This window comes from Cupriavidus sp. 22TCCZM04-2 (assembly GCF_057798895.1).
This window is the reverse complement of sequence record NZ_JBYOJS010000010.1, coordinates 14909-33234: the sequence shown is the minus strand read 5'-3', so window position 1 is coordinate 33234 and position 18326 is coordinate 14909. Positions and strand designations below refer to the sequence as shown.

12 protein-coding genes, 1 tRNA gene and 1 pseudogene are annotated in these 18326 nt (G+C 66.9%); 10 read left to right on the top strand and 4 right to left on the bottom strand.

The genetic code is table 11. The features are described from left to right. Window positions 1-25: 25 nt before the first annotated feature. From AC3FKG_RS16145 to AC3FKG_RS16120, 6 genes and pseudogenes are all read left to right on the top strand, one after another. Window positions 26-1126 carry an ABC transporter ATP-binding protein gene (locus tag AC3FKG_RS16145; RefSeq protein ID WP_488743542.1) on the top strand — a complete coding sequence of 367 codons (1101 nt, stop codon included), beginning with the start codon at window positions 26-28 and terminating at the stop codon, window positions 1124-1126. A gap of 105 nt (window positions 1127-1231) precedes the next feature. Beyond that, window positions 1232-2572 carry a replication-associated recombination protein A gene (locus tag AC3FKG_RS16140; RefSeq protein ID WP_483710709.1) on the top strand — a complete coding sequence of 447 codons (1341 nt, stop codon included), beginning with the start codon at window positions 1232-1234 and terminating at the stop codon, window positions 2570-2572. Between the two features lie 99 nt (window positions 2573-2671). Continuing rightward, window positions 2672-3976: a serine--tRNA ligase gene (gene serS / locus AC3FKG_RS16135; protein WP_488743541.1), complete on the top strand. Its 1305-nt coding sequence runs from the start codon at window positions 2672-2674 to the stop codon at window positions 3974-3976. An 81-nt stretch (window positions 3977-4057) separates the two neighbouring features. Further along, window positions 4058-4147 (top strand) — tRNA-Ser (locus tag AC3FKG_RS16130). A 207-nt stretch (window positions 4148-4354) separates the two neighbouring features. Beyond that, complete coding sequence (locus AC3FKG_RS16125; protein ID WP_488743540.1) at window positions 4355-5227, top strand: DUF1653 domain-containing protein; 873 nt, start codon at window positions 4355-4357, stop codon at window positions 5225-5227. Window positions 5228-5254: 27 nt separating this feature from the next. Beyond that, window positions 5255-6094 (top strand): annotated as a pseudogene (locus AC3FKG_RS16120) (phosphatase PAP2 family protein); the annotation flags it as partial. Window positions 6095-6257: 163 nt separating this feature from the next. Here AC3FKG_RS16120 and paeA read toward each other — a convergent pair. Beyond that, window positions 6258-7595 carry a polyamine export protein PaeA gene (paeA, locus tag AC3FKG_RS16115; RefSeq protein WP_483710712.1) on the bottom strand — a complete coding sequence of 446 codons (1338 nt, stop codon included), beginning with the start codon at window positions 7593-7595 and terminating at the stop codon, window positions 6258-6260. Window positions 7596-7656: 61 nt separating this feature from the next. Then, a complete protein-coding gene (locus tag AC3FKG_RS16110) occupies window positions 7657-8631 on the bottom strand; it encodes a LysR family transcriptional regulator (protein WP_488743539.1) in 975 nt (324 codons plus the stop codon). Between the two features lie 142 nt (window positions 8632-8773). On the opposite strand from AC3FKG_RS16110, the gene AC3FKG_RS16105 reads away from it, so the two are divergent. The 4 genes from AC3FKG_RS16105 (at window position 8774) to AC3FKG_RS16090 (ending at window position 12823) form a co-directional block, all read left to right on the top strand. After that, complete coding sequence (locus AC3FKG_RS16105; protein WP_483710714.1) at window positions 8774-10057, top strand: D-amino acid dehydrogenase; 1284 nt, start codon at window positions 8774-8776, stop codon at window positions 10055-10057. A gap of 88 nt (window positions 10058-10145) precedes the next feature. Further along, window positions 10146-11072: a glutamate/aspartate ABC transporter substrate-binding protein gene (locus AC3FKG_RS16100; protein ID WP_483710715.1), complete on the top strand. Its 927-nt coding sequence runs from the start codon at window positions 10146-10148 to the stop codon at window positions 11070-11072. A 172-nt stretch (window positions 11073-11244) separates the two neighbouring features. Beyond that, entirely contained in the window at window positions 11245-12057 is an 813-nt protein-coding gene (locus AC3FKG_RS16095) for a transporter substrate-binding domain-containing protein (protein WP_483710716.1), read from the top strand. A gap of 106 nt (window positions 12058-12163) precedes the next feature. Then, on the top strand, window positions 12164-12823 hold the full coding sequence (locus AC3FKG_RS16090; RefSeq protein WP_483710717.1) for an amino acid ABC transporter permease: 660 nt from the start codon (window positions 12164-12166) through the stop codon (window positions 12821-12823). A 66-nt stretch (window positions 12824-12889) separates the two neighbouring features. Here AC3FKG_RS16090 and cphA (AC3FKG_RS16085) read toward each other — a convergent pair whose 3' ends face one another. Both cphA (AC3FKG_RS16085) and cphA (AC3FKG_RS16080) read right to left on the bottom strand, forming a co-directional pair. Continuing rightward, complete coding sequence (gene cphA, locus AC3FKG_RS16085) at window positions 12890-15460, bottom strand: cyanophycin synthetase (RefSeq protein ID WP_483710718.1); 2571 nt, start codon at window positions 15458-15460, stop codon at window positions 12890-12892. A gap of 30 nt (window positions 15461-15490) precedes the next feature. Continuing rightward, entirely contained in the window at window positions 15491-18127 is a 2637-nt protein-coding gene (gene cphA / locus AC3FKG_RS16080) for a cyanophycin synthetase (RefSeq protein WP_483710719.1), read from the bottom strand. Window positions 18128-18326 lie beyond the last annotated feature (199 nt).

Below are 18326 nucleotides of genomic sequence, written 5' to 3'. Positions count from 1 at the left end.
TCGCGCCAGTCCCTATAATTCGCGGATGCGAGCCGATTCCTTCACCCCATCGGGCGCCAGCGCGCCCGTCATTGCTCCGGTCCTTGACGTCGACAACATCCGGCATGCCTTCGGCCGGCAGGTCGTGGTCGATGGCCTGTCGTTCCGGCTGGCCCGTGGCAGCATTGCCTGCCTGCTGGGCCCGAGCGGCTGCGGCAAGACCACTGTGCTGCGCGCCATTGCCGGCTTCGAACCGTTGCAGGACGGGCGCATCGCGCTGGACGGCACGCTGGTGTCCTCCGCGGGCTACGCCGTCCCGCCCGAGCAGCGGCGCATTGGCATGGTGTTCCAGGACTACGCACTGTTCCCGCACCTGAACGTGGCCGACAACGTTGCCTTCGGGCTGAAAGGCGTGGGGCGTGCAGAACGCGCGGCCCGCGTGGCGGAAGTGCTCGCACTGGTCGGCTTGTCCGGCACCGGCGCCAAGTATCCGCATGAGCTGTCGGGCGGTCAGCAGCAGCGCGTGGCGCTGGCGCGCGCACTTGCGCCAAGGCCGGAACTACTGCTGCTGGACGAGCCGTTCTCGAATCTCGACGTCGACCTGCGCGAGCGGCTGAGCCTGGAGGTGCGCGACATCCTGAAGGCGCAGGGCACCACCGCGATCCTGGTCACGCACGACCAGTACGAGGCCTTTGCCATGGCCGACGAGATCGGCGTGATGCATGGCGGCGCAATCGAGCAATGGGCGAGCGCGCATGCACTCTATCACCGCCCGGCCACGCGTTTCGTGGCGGACTTTGTGGGGCAGGGCGTGCTGATGCCGGGCCGCATGCTGGCCAATGGCGAGATCGGGCTGGAACTGGGCACGCTGCGCCCCGCGGTGCCTCTTGGCTTGCCCGATGGCGCGCCGGTCGATGTGCTGGTTCGCCCCGATGACATCGTGCACGACGATGCCAGCCCGCTGCGCGCCGACGTTGTGCACAAGGCGTTTCGCGGTGCCGAGATCCTCTATACGCTGCGCCTGGCCGGCGGCGGAAAGGTGCTCGCTCTGGTGCCGTCGCACCACGACCACGTAATCGGCCAGCCGATCGGCATCCGCGTGGAGATCGAGGACGTGGTGGCGTTTCCGGCCGCCGCGCAGGCCTGACGGGACAATGGTCTACACTGTCACGTTCCCCGGCGCCGCTGGCGCCCACCACGCCGATGCCTTGCAGCGGGCGCGTGGTCTTGCGATTTACGAGGCCTGAATACCGTGGCGGACACGCTGTTTTCCGATTCTTCCGACCGTTCCCGGCAACCGCTCGCCGAGCGCCTGCGTCCACGCAATATCGACGAGGTGATCGGCCAGCAGCACTTGCTCGGCGCGGGCAAGCCGCTGCGCGTGGCGTTCGAGTCCGGCGAGCCGCATTCGATGATCCTGTGGGGGCCGCCCGGCGTGGGCAAGACCACCCTGGCGCGGCTGATGGCCGATGCCTTCGACGCGGAATTCATTGCGCTGTCGGCCGTGCTGTCGGGCGTGAAGGACATCCGCGAGGCCGTGGAGCGCGCCGAGCAGTTCCGCGCGCACGGCCGCAGCACGCTGGTGTTCGTCGACGAGGTCCACCGCTTCAACAAGAGCCAGCAGGATGCGTTCCTGCCGCACGTGGAGAGCGGACTGTTCACCTTTATCGGCGCGACCACCGAGAACCCGTCGTTCGAGGTCAACGGCGCGTTGCTGTCGCGCGCCGCGGTGTATGTGCTCAAGAGCCTGGACGATGCCGAGCAGACGCAGCTCGCGCAGCGCGCCAGCCAGGAACTGGGCGGCATCACCTGGCAGGACGAGGCATTGAAGCTCATCGTGGCCTCCGCCGACGGCGATGGCCGCAAGCTGCTGAACAATATCGAGATCGTGGTGCGCGCCGCGCGCAACGCCGGCAAGAGCGAGATCGACACCGCCCTGCTCGGCAGCGCGCTGTCCGAGAACCTGCGCCGCTTCGACAAGGGGGGCGATGCGTTCTATGACCAGATCAGCGCGCTGCACAAGTCGGTGCGCGGCTCCGATCCCGATGCCGCGCTGTACTGGTTCTGCCGCATGATCGACGGCGGCGCCGATCCGCGCTACCTGGCGCGGCGTATCGTGCGCATGGCGTGGGAGGACATCGGCCTGGCCGATCCACGCGCCGCGCGCATCACCCTGGATGCTGCCGAGACCTATGAGCGCCTGGGCTCGCCCGAAGGCGAACTCGCGCTCGGCCAGGCGCTGATCTACCTCGCCGTTGCGCCCAAGTCCAACGCCGGCTACAACGCGTACAACGCGGCACGCGCGTTCGTGTCCAAGGACAAGTCGCGCCAGGTGCCCGTGCACCTGCGCAATGCGCCGACGCGGCTGATGAAGGAACTCGGCTATGGCCACGCCTACCGCTACGCGCACGACGAGCCCGAGGCTTATGCCGCCGGCGAACACTACTTCCCCGACGACCTGAAGGCACAAGGCTGGTACCAGCCGGTGCCGCGCGGCCTGGAGGGCAAGATCGCCGAGAAGCTCCGCCATCTGCGCGAACTGGACGACGCCTGGCACCGCGAGCACCGCGGCAAGGGAAAAACCGGCGAATAAGGCGGCAAGCCCGCACAGTTCCGAGGCGTCAGGGCGCGCGGGTGAAGTAAAATGGCGGGTCCGCCGGCATGTCGCCGGCCCCGCACTTCACACCGCAACATGCTCGACATCCAGCTGTTCCGCAAAGACATCGACGCCGTGGCGCAACGCCTTGCCACGCGCGGCTTCCAACTCGACGTAGCGGCCTTCCAGGCGCTTGAAAGCGAGCGCAAGCAACTGCAGACCCAGACCGAGGAACTGCAGTCGCGCCGCAACAGCCTGTCCAAGCAGATCGGCATGCTCAAGGGCAAGGGCGAAGACGCCTCGGCCGTGATGGCGGAAGTCGGCGGCATCGGCGATACGCTCAAGGCCTCCGCCGCGCGCCTGGAGGAAATCCAGGCCAATCTGTCGGAACTGATGCTGTCGATCCCGAACCTGCCGCACGAAAGCGTGCCGGTTGGCAAGGACGAAGCCCAGAACGTCGAAGTGCGCCGCGCCGGCGAGCCGCGCCAGTTCGATTTCGCGGTGCGCGACCACGTCGACGTGGGCGACAAGCTCGGCCTCGACTTCGATACCGCCGCCAAGGTGACCGGCTCGCGCTTCTCCATGCTGCGCGGCGGCATGGCGCGCATGCATCGCGCGCTGGTGCAGCTGATGCTGGACACGCACACGCAGGAGCATGGCTACACTGAGATGTACGTGCCGTACATCGTCAACGCCGCGTCGATGCGTGGCACCGGCCAGCTGCCCAAGTTCGAGGAAGACCTGTTCAAGGTGCCGCGCAAGGTCGGTGGCGAGGATGGCGAGCGTACCGAGAATTTCTACCTGATCCCGACCGCCGAGGTGCCGCTGACCAACATCGTGCGCGATGCCATCGTCGCGGGCGACAAGCTGCCGCTGCGTTTCGTCGCGCATACGCCGTGCTTCCGCTCGGAAGCGGGCTCGTACGGCAAGGACACGCGCGGCATGATCCGCCAGCATCAGTTCGACAAGGTCGAACTCGTGCAGGTGGTGCCGGCCGAGCAGTCGTTCGACGCGCTGGAGCAGCTGACCGGCCATGCCGAGGCGATCCTGAAGAAGCTCGGCCTGCCGTTCCGCACCATCGTGCTGTGCACGGGCGACATGGGCTTCGGCGCCACCAAGACCTATGACCTCGAAGTCTGGATCCCGGCGCAGAACACGTACCGCGAAATCAGCTCGTGCTCGAACATGGGCGATTTCCAGGCGCGCCGGATGCAGGCCCGCTACCGCGTGGGGCAGGGCAAGCCGGAGCTGGTCCATACGCTGAACGGCTCCGGCCTGGCCGTTGGCCGGACGCTGGTCGCCATCCTCGAGAACTACCAGAACGCCGACGGGTCCGTCACCGTCCCGGCCGCGCTGCAGCCTTACATGGGCGGCTCCACGCGACTGGAACCGGAACTGTAAAAAAATTGCACGCCAGCCTATTGCGCTGGCTGGCTCAATCTGTCTATAATCTTGGTTTCGCTGCACGGCGACCAAGTTACCGGAGAGGTGGCAGAGTGGTCGAATGTACCTGACTCGAAATCAGGCGTACCGGCGACGGTACCGTGGGTTCGAATCCCACCCTCTCCGCCAAACAAAAAGCTGCCGATTGTTCGACCACCGGCAGACAAGAAAACTGTAGTAAAACTCAGACCGACTCTTGCGCAAGCAGGCGTCGGTTTTGTTTTTTGTGCGCCGGTTTTTCGCAAGCCCTATGCCGGGCATCGATATGAGCCGATAGTGCTACCCATGCGTACGCGTTCACCGGCTCCGAGCGGGCCGTATTTCCGAGGGCAGCCGATGACATCCACCCCCGCAGATCGTCCGCGTTTCCAGGGCGATCCCGATGAACTGCCGCGCGATGCCGACCTGGTGCCCGGCATGCCGTACCGGCACTACAAGGGCGGTGCCTATGCCGTGATCGGCGTGGGCCGCTTCGAGGCCGACCTGTCCCCCGTGGTGGTCTATGAAGCGATGCGCGATCGTTCGCTGCTGTGGGTGCGTACCGCGGACGTCTTCAGCGAGCCCGTGGCGACGCCGCAAGGCACGGTGCCGCGCTTTGCGCCGGACTGGCCCGCTGCATTGGCCTGCCTCGATTTCCTGCCGCGCAGGGCAGTACTCGATGTGCTGGCCTTGTATGACGCCCCCTATCGTCGCTATCACGACCGGCGCCATGTGCTGGAAATGTTCGAACAGGCCCGGGTCCGCGGCGTGATGCTGAACCCGGCCCAGGCGCTGGCGGCGCTGTTCCATGATGCCGTCTATGTCCCCGGCTGCGAACACAACGAGGCTGCGTCGGCCTCGCTGATCCCGACCATGGCACCCGGCGTCGATGCGGCTACGGTCTCGCTTGCCGCGCAGATCGTGCTGGATACGCGCACGCATGAGGCCACCGTCGCGGAGTCGGCGGCGGTGCTCGATCTCGATCTGTACCGACTCGCCGTGTCCGCGGAAGATTTCGACGGATACAGCCTTGCCGTCTTTGAAGAGAACCGCGCCTTGCTGGCGGCGCGCACGGGGCTGTCGGGCGATGCGCTGATGCAGGCCTTTCGCGAGCGCCGGGCCGCTTTCCTGTCCACGCTGGCACAGCGTCCGCGGTTGTTCGTGACGGACGCCTTCGTCGATTGCGAGGCACTGGCCCGCGCCAACATTGCGCGCGTTGCGGGCGGCTGAATACCGGCACGAGACACGAGAGCAATCATGGACGCGCGGGGATTCCAAAGTGACGGACACTGGCTGATCCCCGCCAATGTGCTCGGCGTGCTGGCGCTGTTCGCGCTGGCTGTCTTGCTGCTGTTCTGGCTGGTCCCGCTGTTGCTCATTCTCCTGCGGCCGCTGGTGAGCCGGCTGGATGCCTGGCGCGCCGAGGGCGCGTCGGCATTGGCCAGGCGTACTGCCGACGAGGGCGGACGCGCTTCGCGGTTTCGTGTGGTGACGCTGCGGGTGCTGGAGCGCGACGCCGCCGAGTTGCTGCTCGTCGCGGCCGCGGGCGCGGTCCTGTTGGCATGCGGCGGCGCGCTGCTCTGGCTGGTCGACGGGATTGCCGAGGAGCGGGGGCTGTTCGTCCTGGACCAAGCGGTATTCGCGCAACTGCGCGCGTCGCGGCAAGGCTGGCTCGACGTCGCCATGATCGCCGTCACCGAGCTTGGCGGCGCACGGGTCTCGGTGGCGGTAGGCGTCGCTGTGTTTGCGTGGCTGGCGTGGCGGCGAGCATGGGCCACCGCGGCGTACTGGGCAGTTGCCCTGCTTGGTGCGCGCGCGTGCGTGGTGGCGCTCAAGTTCGGCCTGCAGCGCCATCGTCCGGCCAGCATCTACAGCGGGCTGGAGTCCTACTCGTTCCCCAGCGGCCATGCCACCAGCAGCATGGTGACCTATGGCTTCCTGGCGTTCCTGATCTGCCTGCGCCAGCCGTGGCGCGTGCGCGTCCCGGTGTTGTCACTGACCACCGTGGCCGTGACGGCGATCGGCCTGTCGCGGCTGTACCTGGGCATGCACTGGCTGTCGGATGTAGCGGCCGGGTTTGTGCTCGGGCTTGCGTGGATTGCACTGCTCGGCACCGCCTACATCACGCTGCATGTGCCGGCGCGCTTGCCGGCATGGCAGCTTGGCACTGTCGCGGCGGTCACGGTCATGACGGCCGCCGCTTATCTGGTGGCATTCCGCCTGCCCGGACGGATCGCGCAGTATCGCCAGGCGGGTGCGCTCAGTGTCCAGGTTCCGGCTGCGGCCGCGGCGTCGCCTGGGCTGTCGTCGTCCCGGCCGGCAGACGCGACACCAGCAGCTGATCGATCTTGTGATGGTCGATGTCCAGCACTTCAAAGCGAAAGCCGGCCACGGTGATCGATTCGGATTTCTTCGGGATGCGCTTGAGCGCGTAGATCACCAGTCCCGCCACGGTATCGACGTAGTCCTCGCCGGGCAGCGAATCGAGTTCAAGCGCTTTTTTCAGGTCGATCAGCGGCGTCAGGCCGTCCACCAGCCACGAGCTGTCGTCGCGCCGCACGATCTGCTCGTCTTCGCTTGAATAAAGGATGTCCCCCATCAGCGCGCCGACGATGTCGTCGAGCGTGACGATGCCGACCACCAGGCCGTACTCGTTCATCACCACGGCAAAGCTCTGGTGCATCTCGCGAAAGCGGGTCAGGGCTTCGGACAAGGTCAGCGTGTCGGGGATCACCAGCACGTTCTTGTCATGGTGCCTGCCGATATTGCCTATCACGGTCGCGGTTTCGTCGGCCAGCAGCAATTGCAGGATGTCCTTGGAGTCGATGTAGCCCTGCACGTTGTCGAGATCGTGCCCGCATACCGGATACTGCGCGTGCGGCTGGCTGACAAGCTTGCGCCGCACGCTGTCGGCGGTCTCGTCCAGGCTCAGGTAGACCACGTCGTCGCGCGGCGTCATGATCGCCGTGACGCTCTTGGAATCGAGCTCGAACACGTTCTCGATCAGGCGAATCTCGTGCTTGAGCAGCACGCCGGCCTCGGCGCCGGCATCGACCATGGCGGCGATGTCCTCGGTGGTGATCTGCTCGACGGTCTTGGTCGGGAGGCCGAACAGCCGCAGCGTGGCATCGGCCGCGGCGTTGAATACGAACACCAGCGGCTTGAGCACGCGCAGCAGCATCAGCATGGGATCGATCACCGCAAGCGCGCACGCCTCGGGAAAGCTCATGGCGATGCGCTTGGGAATCAGGTCGGCAAACTGGATGAACAGCAGCGTCACGATCAGGAACGAGCCGATATTCGCGATGCGCTGCGCAATGCCGACCTCCATATAGGGCGACAGTCCCGCGAGCACCAGGTCCGACACATGCTTTTCACCGAGGATACCGGCCAGGATCGCAACGCTGTTCACGCCGATCTGGACGATGGTGAAGAAGTTTCCGGGCTCTTCCTTGAGCAGCAGCACCTTGGTGGCGCGGCGATCGCCGCGTTCGGACAAGATCTGGAGCTTGGTGCGGCGGGCGGCCGTCAACGCAATCTCGGAAATCGAGAAGAAGGCGCTGATCAGGACGAGGAGGAGCAGAATCAGTACGAACATGGCTGGATACGGGCACCGTTCGGGCGCCTTGATGATGGTGCAGGGCGCGCGCGGCTGTCAATCAATCGCGCCCTCGCGATGCGGCAGCCGTGGTGGCGTCGAAGCTGGCGGCGGGCGCTTCGAGCCGCTCGGGCAGGGTGGCGGCCAGGGCCGAGGCGGCCTGCGCGAACTGCGCTCGCATGTCGTCGACCAGGCTTGATGCCGCGCGGTGGCTCGCGCGCAGCATCTGTATTTCAAACGGCAGCGCGGGCTGCACCGCATGAAGCGAAACCTTGCCGGGGTTGGCGCTCAGCGCGGTGTACTGGTCAAGCAGCGCCATGCCCAGGCCGGCTTCCACCAGCGCCAGCGCCAGCGAATACGTCTGGACTTCCAGCGTGGAGCGCGGCTCCAGCGCATGCCGTGCGAGTGTCTGCCGCACCAGCAGCCCGAGCGAGCTGTTGTCGTCGTAGCCGACAAAGGGACGCTCCATCAGCTTGCGCATCGGCACCACATGGCGCCGGCCGCCGGCCGGCAGCGGCTGGTCGCGTGGTACCGCAAGCAGCATATGCCCGACGGCCACCGGCTCGCAGGTGATGGCTTCATGGCGCGGCGGCGAGAAGGCGAAGCCCAGGTCGATCTGGTTGGCGAGCAGCGCGCCGACGATCTCGTCGGTATGGTGGGTCAGCACCTGTACCTGGGTATCGGGGTAGCGCGCGCAAAAACCGCGCACCGCCGGCACCAGCAGCGGGCTCGCCAGGCTCGGCGTGGCCGCCACGCGCAGGCGGCCGACACCCTTGTGGCGCAGGCTTTCCGACACGCGCCGTACGCGCTCGATCTCGCCATATAGCCTTTCGACATCGCCATATAGCGCGGTGGCTTCGGGTGTCGCCTGGAGGCGGCCGCGCACGCGCTCGAACAGGCGGAAGCCGAGCGATGCCTCGGCATGCTGCAGCACGCGCGTGACCACGGGCTGCGAGACGTGGAGCAGGCGCGCGGCCTCGCTGACCGTGCCGGTCAGCATGATGGCGCGGAAGACTTCGATCTGTCGCAATCGCATGATGGAGAAGCTGGTGCGGTGGTGCGGGGGGTACGTTGGCGGCCCATAGCCTGAGGACATATTCTGGCACGTATTGGCATTGGGCAAGCCGCGTGCGCTCGTCTACGCTGCTGCCATCGGATCGAACGCGAGAAGAATGGCAATGCGGGTAGTGATCGTGGGCGCCGGCGTGGTCGGCATGACCAGCGCCTGGCGGCTGGCACAGGACGGCCACGAAGTGACCGTGCTCGAACGGCATGACGGCCCCGGCGAGGAAACCAGCTTCGCCAACGGCGGCCAGCTTAGCTACAGCTATGTGGCGCCGCTGGCCGGCCCGGGCGTGATGGGCAAGGTGCCGGGCTGGCTGTTGCGGCGCGACTCGCCCATGCGCTTCCGGCCCGTGGCGGACCCCGCGCAGTGGCGCTGGCTGGCCGCGTTCATGCGCGCGTGCAACGCCGCCACCAGCGAGGCCACCACGCGCAAGCTGCTGCGCCTGGCGTTCTACTCGCGCGACCTGATGCAGGCGTTCGTGGCCAGCGAAGGCAGCAAGGCGGGGGCGGGTACGGATTTCGATTTTGCGCGGCGCGGCAAACTGATTGTGCACCGCGATGGCGCCGCGTTCGAGACGGCGCGCCGCCTGCTTGACTACCAGGCCAGCCTGGGGTGCGAACAGCAGGCGCTGGACCGCGACGCCTGCGTGGCGCTGGAACCCGCGCTGCTGGGCATCCGCGACGAGATCGCGGGCGCGATCTATACGCCGAGCGAGGAAGTCGGCGACTGCCACCGCTTCTGCCTGTCGCTGGCACGCTTGCTGCAACAACAGCCCGGCGGCGTGTCGATGCGCTTCGGCACCATCGTGCAGGGGCTGGTACAGGAAGGGGGTCGCATCAGCGGTGTGCGGACGGCGTCCGGCGTGGTGCCGGCCGATGCCGTGGTGGTTGCAGGCGGCATCGGCAGCGTGCCGCTGCTGCGTCCGCTCGGCGTGCGGCCGCCGTTGTGGCCGCTCAAGGGCTACAGCATCACCGTGCCGCTGGCGGAAGGCGCGCGTGCGCCGCATATCAGCATCACGGATTTCGCCAACAAGATCGTCTATGCGCGCATCGGCAACACACTGCGCGTGGCGGGCATGGCCGACCTGGTGCGCGGCGGCGCGCGCATCGATCCGGAGCGCGTCGGCGCGCTGGTGACGCAGACGCGCGCGCTGTTTGACGGTATCGTGCCCGATATCCCGCTGGCGCAGCTGCAGCCGTGGGCCGGGCTGCGACCTGCCACGCCGGACGGCCTGCCGATGGTCGGGCCGTCACGGCTTCGCGGCCTGTGGCTCAATCTCGGGCATGGTGCGCTGGGCTTTACGCTCGCCATGGGCAGTGCGGGACTGCTGGCCGACCAGCTCGCCGGCCGCAAGCCCGCGGTCAATGCAGAGGAGTTTTCCGCCGCGCGCGCCTAGCCGCGCGGCAGCGGTTTCCAGTATTGCAGTACGTGGTTTCGATGGAATGCCTCGATCAACAAGCACCCTCAACAGAAGGAGCGCCAAAATGAAGCAACTGCACACTAGCCGCAAGCGGGTCCCCCTGCGCCTGCTGGCAGCCACCGCCCTCAGCCTGGTCAGCACATTCGCCGCCACCGCGGCCAGCGCCGCGGATGGCGACACGCTGCGCAAGATCAAGGAGAGCGGGGTGATCTCGCTCGGCTACCGCGAGTCGTCGATTCCGTTCTCGTACACGGACGGCAAGGAGGTGATGGGCTACTCGCACGAGATCCTGCTGCAGATCGTCGACAAGGTGAAGAGCGACCTCAAGCTGTCGAACCTGCAGGTCAGGCTCACGCCGATCACTTCGCAGAACCGGATTCCGCTGGTGCAGAACGGCACCATCGACATCGAGTGCGGCAGCACCACCAACAACCTCGAGCGGCAGAAGCAGGTGGCGTTCTCGAACAGCCTGTTCGTGTACGGCATCAAGATGCTGACCAAGAAGGACTCGGGCGTGAAGGAATTCACCGACCTGAAGGATCGCAACGTGGTCACCACCGCCGGCACCACGGGCGAGCGCCTGCTGGTCAAGATGAACGGCGAGAAGGCCATGAACATGAACCTGATCAGCACCAAGGATCATGGCCAGTCGTTCCTGATCCTGGAAAGCGGCCGTGCCGCGGCCTTTGTCATGGACGAGCCGCTGCTGTACGGTGAGCGCACCAAGGCCAAGAACGCGGGCGACTGGGTGGTGGTGGGCGCGCCGCTGCAGACCGAGAACTACGCCTGCATGTTCCGCAAGGACGACCCGTCGTTCAAGAAGCTGGCCGATGGCGTGGTGGCCGACCTGATGACCAGCGGCCGCGCCGAGAAGCTGTACAACAAGTGGTTCATGTCGCCGATCCCGCCGCGCGGCATCAACATGAACTATCCGCTGTCCGCCGACATGAAGGCGCTGTTCGCCGCGCCGAACGACAAGGCGTTCCAGTAGGGACGTAACACCGGCAGGGCTGGCTGGCAGTTATATAGCCATGATGAATCGTTATTTCCGTATCGATAGCGGTTGCGGTAGCGTTGACGCCGATATAGGCTCATAGCAGCACAACCGGCCGGCGGCCCTATACAAGAGGCCGCCGGCCATTCCGCATCCCACTGGAGAACATATGCGATCGACTCGTCATGGCTGGCTTAAATCCCTGCTGGCTGCCTCGCTGATCGCCGGCGCCGCCGGCCTGACCGCCACCGCGGCCAGGGCCGCGGACCTGCTCGATACCGTCAAGCAGGCCGGCGTGCTGAAGATTGGCCTGGAAGGTACCTATCCGCCGTTCGGGTTCCGCGCTCCCAACAACGAGCTGGGCGGCTTCGACGTGGATGTGGCACGTGCCGTCGCCGCCAAGCTCGGCGTGAAGCCGGAATTCGTTACCACGGAGTGGAGCGGCATCATTGCCGGCCTGCAGGCGGGCAAGTTCGACGTCATCGTCAACCAGGTTTCGGTGACGCCGCAGCGCAAGCAGGTGCTGGACTTCTCCACCCCCTATGTCTATTCCGCCGCGCAGCTCATCCAGCGTAAGGATGACAAGCGCGAATTCAAGTCGCTGGAAGAACTGAAGGGCCACAAGCTTGGCGTGAGCCTGGGCAGCAACTACAACGACCTGGCCAAGTCGGTGCCGGGCATCGACGTCAAGACCTATCCCGGCGCGCCCGAATACCTGCGCGACCTGGCCGCGCAGCGCGTGGATGCCGCGCTCAACGACCGGCTGATGGTCAACTACCTGATCAAGACCGCCAACCTGCCGCTGCGCCCTGGCGCGGTGGTGCCGGGCGCCAGTGCCGAGGTGGCCATTCCGTTCCGCAAGGACAACCCGAAGTTCGCCCAGGCCATCGACCATGCGCTGGATGACCTGCGCAAGGACGGCACCCTGACCAAGCTGTCGGTGAAGTGGTTCGGTTCGGACGTGACCAAGCCGGGCAAGTAAGTAATCCCTGCTAGTACCAGTACCCCGCCCGGCCGGAGGCCGCGCGGGGTTTGCGCGCATTCCGGCAGGCCGTTACGATTGGCGCGTCTCTTTCCGCCTCCTCCACATGTCCACTCTCCAGATCGTCTCCGATTCCATGCCCGTGCTGCTGCAGGGCACGCTGCTGACCATCAAGTTCGCACTTTGGTCGATGGCCTTCGGGCTGGTGCTGGGCACGGTGGTGGCGCTGATGGGCATCAGCCACAACGCCATCCTGAAGGGCATCGCGCGCGGGTACGTCAGCATCATGCGCGGCACGCCCTTGCTGGTGCAGATCTTTGTCGTCTACTACGGCTTGCCGGGCATCGGCATCGCACTGGAACCGACACCGGCCGGTGTGCTGACGCTGAGCCTCAATGTGGGTGCTTACCTGTCCGAGAGCATGCGGGGCGCGATCCTCGGCATCGCGCGCGGCCAGTGGCTGGCCGCGTACAGCCTGGGCCTGACGCCCGGGCAGACGCTGCGCTATGTGGTCGGACCGCAGGCTTTGCGCCTGGCGGTGCCGAGCCTTTCCAACAGCTTGATCAGCCTGATCAAGGACACCTCGCTGGTATCGGTGATCACGGTGACGGAATTGCTGCGCACGGCGCAGGAAGTCATTGCGGCGACCTACCAGCCGTTGCCGCTTTATCTTGCGGTGGCGGTCATCTACTGGGTGCTGAGCACCGGGCTTTCGGGACTGCAGCATGTGCTGGAGCGCCGCCTTTCATTGCCGGGCAGGCACTAAAAACGCCAGGCAAATAAAGAGGGCCAGCCCGTCGGGGCTGGCCCTTTGTCCATCCAGGCTGCTGGCTTATCCCTGCGCGACGCGGCTGGCGATGTGCGCCAGCGCCTCATCGACCTGGTCCACCAGGATCAGGCACAGGTCACCGGCCTGCACCCGTGACAGCGACGTGTCGATGGCCACAAACTCGCCACGGATCTCGTCGATCGTGCTGGCGCGCGTGGCGCCCTGCAGGCCCTCGCGCAGCAGGGCGAGCACTTCGCCGTCCTCGCGGCCGCGCTGGCACTGGTCCTGGTACAGGATGACCTCGTCGAATACGCCGCCCAGGATCTGGGTCTGCTTGCGGATGTCTTCGTCGCGGCGGTCGCCGGCACCGCTGATCACCACCATGCGGCGCTTGGCGGGCATGGTCTGCACGGCATTGCACAGCGCCTGGATGGCGTCCGGGTTGTGGCCGTAGTCGGCAATCAGCGTGGCGCCGCGGTAGTCGAACACGTTGAAGCGGCCCGGGGCCGTCTGCGCGTCGTTGACGAAGGTCGCCAGGCCGCGGCGGATGATGGTCCAGTCGATGCCGAGCGCCCAGGCCGCGGCGATCGACGACATGGCGTTTTCCACCTGGAAGCCGATCGTGCCGTTGCGCGTGAGCGGGATCTCGGCCAGCGCAAAGCGCACTTCGTTGTCGCCTTCGGAGGCCACAATATGGTCGCCGTCGACAAACACCACGCGCTTGCCCTGCGCGCGGTGCGTGGCCATGGCCGGCTGGCCCGGGTCATGCGCGAAGAACGTCACCGATCCCGGGCACGCATCGGCCATGCGCACCACCATCGGGTCCGCGGCGTTGAGCACGGCCATGCCGTGCGGCGCCACGTTCTGCACGATCACGCTCTTGAGCACGGCCAGGTCTTCCACCGTGCTGATGAACGACAGGCCCAGATGATCGCCTTCGCCGACGTTGGTCACCACGGCCACGTCGCAGCGATCGAAGGCCAGGCCTTCGCGCAGCAGGCCGCCGCGCGCGGTCTCGAACACGGCGGCATCGACGTCCGGATGCAGCAGCACGTTGCGCGCGCTGCGCGGGCCGCTGCAGTCGCCGGTGTCGATGCGCTCGCCGCGGATATAGACGCCGTCGGTGCCGGTCATGCCCATGCGCAGGCCGCTGGTGGCCATCAGATGAGTGATCAGGCGGACCGTGGTGGTCTTGCCGTTGGTGCCCGATACCGCCACCACCGGGATGCGGCCATCGTCGCCGTCGGCGAACATGGTCGACACGATGGCTTCGCCCACCGCGCGGCCCTTGCCGTATGAAGGCTGCAGGTGCATGCGCAGGCCCGGCGCGGCGTTGACTTCGACCACGCCGCCGGCCTGTTCCTCGAACGGCTTGAGCATGGTCTCGCACACGGCGTCCACGCCGGCGATGTCGAGGCCGACCATCTGCGCGGCTGCCACGGCGCGCGCAGCGATGTCCGGGTGGACGTCGTCGGTCACGTCGGTGGCGCTGCCGCCGGTCGACAGGTTGGCGTTGTTGCGCAGCACCACGCGCGTGCCCTTCGGCGGCACGGATTCCGCAGTCAGGCCCTGCTTGGCCAGCGTCGCCAGGGCGATATCGTCAAAGCGGATCTTGGTGAGCGAAGTCGCATGGCCCTCGCCGCGGCGCGGGTCGCGGTTCACTTCCTCGACCAGCTGGCGCACGGTATGCGAGCCATCGCCGATCACCTGCGGCGGATCGCGGCGCGCGGCGGCGACGAGGTGCTTGCCGACCACCAGCAGGCGGAAATCATGGCCCGGGATGTAGCGCTCGACGATCACGTCGGAACTGATGTCCGAAGCGACCTCATAGGCCGTCATCACTTCTTCGCGCGTGCGGATGCGCACGGCCACGCCCTTGCCCTGGTTGCCGTCGCGCGGCTTCACCACCACGGGCGCGTCGATTTCCTGCGCGGCTTCCCAGGCTTGCTCCGCGCTGCGCACCGAGCGGCCCAGCGGCACCGGCACGCCGGCCGCGTGGAGCAGGCTCTTGGTCAACTCCTTGTCCTGCGCGATGGATTCGGCCACGGCGCTGGTCGCGCTGGTTTCGGCGGCCTGGATGCGGCGCTGCTTGCTGCCCCAGCCAAACTGCACCATCGAACCCTGCGTCAGGCGGCGATACGGAATGCCGCGCGCCACGGCGGCGTAGACGATGGAGCCCGTGCTGGGCCCGAGGCGCACGTCCTCGTCGAGTTCGCGCAGGCGGTGCAGCGCGTCGTCCAGGTCGAACGGCGCGTCGTCGCGCGCGGCCAGGCACAGCGCCTGGGCCAGGTCGAACGCCAGGCGGCCGACTTCTTCCTCGCTGTACTGCACGATCACCTGGTAGGTGCCGGGCTCGACGGTCTGCGCCGTGCGGCTGAACGTCACGGGACAGCCGGCCGCGGCCTGCAGGCGCAGCGTGGCGCCTTCCAGCACGTGCGCGAGCGACAGCTCGCCGGCGTCTTCATCCGGATGCAGCGGCCCGATGTCGGGAAAGCGCGCGCGCAAGCGGTCTTCAAAGCCGGGCAGGGCGGCAACCATGTCCGAGGGTTCCGGACAGGCCACGATCGCCTCGATGGCGGTGTGGCGGCACCACAGGTTCGGGCCGCGCAGGGCCCGGATGCGAGAGACTTCCATAGATTCTGGGTTCCGTTCTTCTTCGGGCCGTCAGGCGCGGCGCGGGGGCTGGCCCATCCACTGGTGCACGCGGTCGACGGTGGCGCCGGGGGCGCCTTCGTCGCACTGCAGGACCAGCAGGTCGCCGGCCACCAACTGGCCAAGCGCGGTCTCGATGGCGTCGCGGCGCGTGCCTTCGTCGATGATCTTGGTGACGCGGCGCCCCTCGTAGAGACCTTGCTTGAGCAGGGCGCGAGCCTCGGTGTCAGGCAGCGCGCGCTTGACGCTCTGGTCTTCGCACAGGAACACGCGGTCGAAGCTGGCGCCCAGGACCTTGCCCTGGCGGACCATGTCTTCGTCGCGGCGCTGCACGCCGGCACCGTAGACGATCATGCGGCGTTCGGCCGGGAAACGGTCCAGCGCGGCGGCCAGGGCCTCCAGCGCAGGGGCGTTGTGCGCGTCATCCACCACGACGATGGCGCCGTTGCGCTCGAACAGCGTGAAGCGGCCCGGCACGTCGACCTGGCCCACGTCGAAGGTCACGATGCCCGCGCGGATCAGGTCGTTGGAGATACCCAGCGCCCAGCCGGTGGCGACGGCCGCCAGCACGTTCTCCACCTGGAACGAGACGCGGCCGGCGTAGGTCACCGGAATGGCGGCGACATCGGTCAGCGGCGTTTCGCTGTGGCCGGTGGCCAGCACGACCTTGCCGTCGCGCACGAACACGGCACGCTTGCCGTTCGCACGATGCGCGACGATGGCCGGCAGTTCGGCGGACAGGCCGAAGAAGATCACGTCGCCGTCCGACAGCTCGGCCATTTCCACCACGCGTTCGTCGCGCGCGTTGAGCACGGCGGCACCGTTCTTGAGCACCACGTCAACCTGCGTGCGCAGTACGTTGAACATGCGGTCTTCATCTTCGACGTAGTAGTCGCCCATGTGGTCGGGCGCATCGAAGTTGGTGACCACGCCGACCTGGCAGCGGTCATAGACCAGGCCTTCGGAAAGGATGGCACCGCTGTCGTTCTCGAACACGGCGGCTTCCACCGCGCGGTTCATCAGGATGCGGTGGCCGGCGTCCCAGTTGGCGCGGTCGCCGCCCTGCACCAGGCGGCGGTCCAGGAACAGGCCGTCGCTGCACGCCAGGCCGGTGTGCTTGCCCGACAGCTGCAGCAGGCGGGCGACCAGCTTGGCCACCACGGTCTTGCCGTTGGTGCCGGTAATGCCGACCACCGGGATGCGGCCGGGGTTGGTGTCGTCGCCCTCGGGGAAGAGGTGGTCGACGATGGCGCGGCCCACGGGGCGCGGCGTGCCTTCCGCCGGCTTGAGGTGCATGAGCAGGCCCGGGCCGGCGTTGACTTCCACGATGGCACCGCGTTGCTCGGCCAGCGGGCGCGAGATGTCCTCGGCCACCAGGTCCACGCCCGCGATATCCAGGCCGACCACGCGCGCGGCCAGCGCCGCATGCGCGGCCACGCTCGGGTGCACGCGGTCGGTGACGTCGAAGGCCACGTTGCCGGTGCGCTGGATCAGCACCGTCCTGCCTTCGGGCGGGACCGAGGTGCCATCCATGCCCTGGCGCTTGAGCTCCAGGCGCGCCGCCGAGTCCAGCCGGACGCGGTTCAGCGGATGATCTTCGGTGCTGCCGCGGCGCGGGTCCGAATTGATCTGCAGTTCGATCAGTTCTTCGATGGTCGACTTGCCGTCGCCCACCACGCTGGCGGTCTCGCCCATCGCGGCGGCGACCATGCGCCCGCCCACGACCAGCAGGCGGTGCTCGTTGCCGGGGATGAAGCGCTCGACGATCACGCCGTTGCCTTCCTCGATTGCCACCGCGTAGGCAGTCGCGACTTCTTCGCGCGTCACCAGGTTGGTAAAGACGCCGCGGCCATGGTTGCCGTCGTACGGCTTGACCACCACGGGCACGCCGATGTCCTCGGCGGCTTCCCAGGCGTCTTCGGGCGACTCGACCATGCGGCCTTCGGGCACCGGCACGCCGCACGATTCGAGCAGGCTCTTGGTGAGGTCCTTGTCGCGCGAAATGCTCTCGGCGATGGCGCTGGTGCGGTCGGTCTCGGCCGTCCAGATGCGGCGCTGGCGCGCGCCGTAGCCGAGTTGCACCAGGTTGCCGTCGGACAGGCGGATGGACGGGATGTCGCGGTCATCGGCGGCATCGGCGATGCAGGCCGTGCTCGGGCCGAGGCAGTGCTCATCGACCAGGCGGCGCAGGTTGTCGACGACGGCGGGGACGTCGAACGGGCGGTCCTCGATCGCGGCCATCACCAGGTCGCGTGCCGCGAACAACGCGGCGCGCGTGACTTCCTCGTGCCAGGCGCGCACGATCACCTTGTAGACGCCGCGGACCGGGGTCTCGCGGGCCTTGCCGAACCCGCCGGGCATGCCGGCCAGGTTCTGCAGCTCAAGCGTCACGTGTTCCAGGATGTGGCCCGGCCATGTGCCTTCCTTGAGGCGCTGCAGGAAGCCGCCGCGCTCGCCAATGCTGCAGCGATGCTCGACCAGCGTCGGCAACCACGTCGACAGCCGTTCGTAGAACCCCGGAATCGTGTTGGAGGGAAAATCCTCCAGCTCCCCGATATCGACCCACGCCTCCAGCACGGGCCGATATGTCCACATATTCGGGCCGCGCAGCGACATGACATCGAAAATCTCAATGTCCTTCTTTTTCATTGATTTAGCTTGAGGCAATGGGCGGAAACACCCGAGAAATGGAAGCCTAACCTTTCAGTAACGTTACAGCATACGTCAGGTTGACTTCTTTAGCTGACATCCGATTGTGCAATGCATCAGGAGCCCCGCTGGTTTGCGTTATGTATACTTGCGGGCAAAATCGCGGGCCGCCAGTGTGCGGCCATTCTAAATTGTTTCA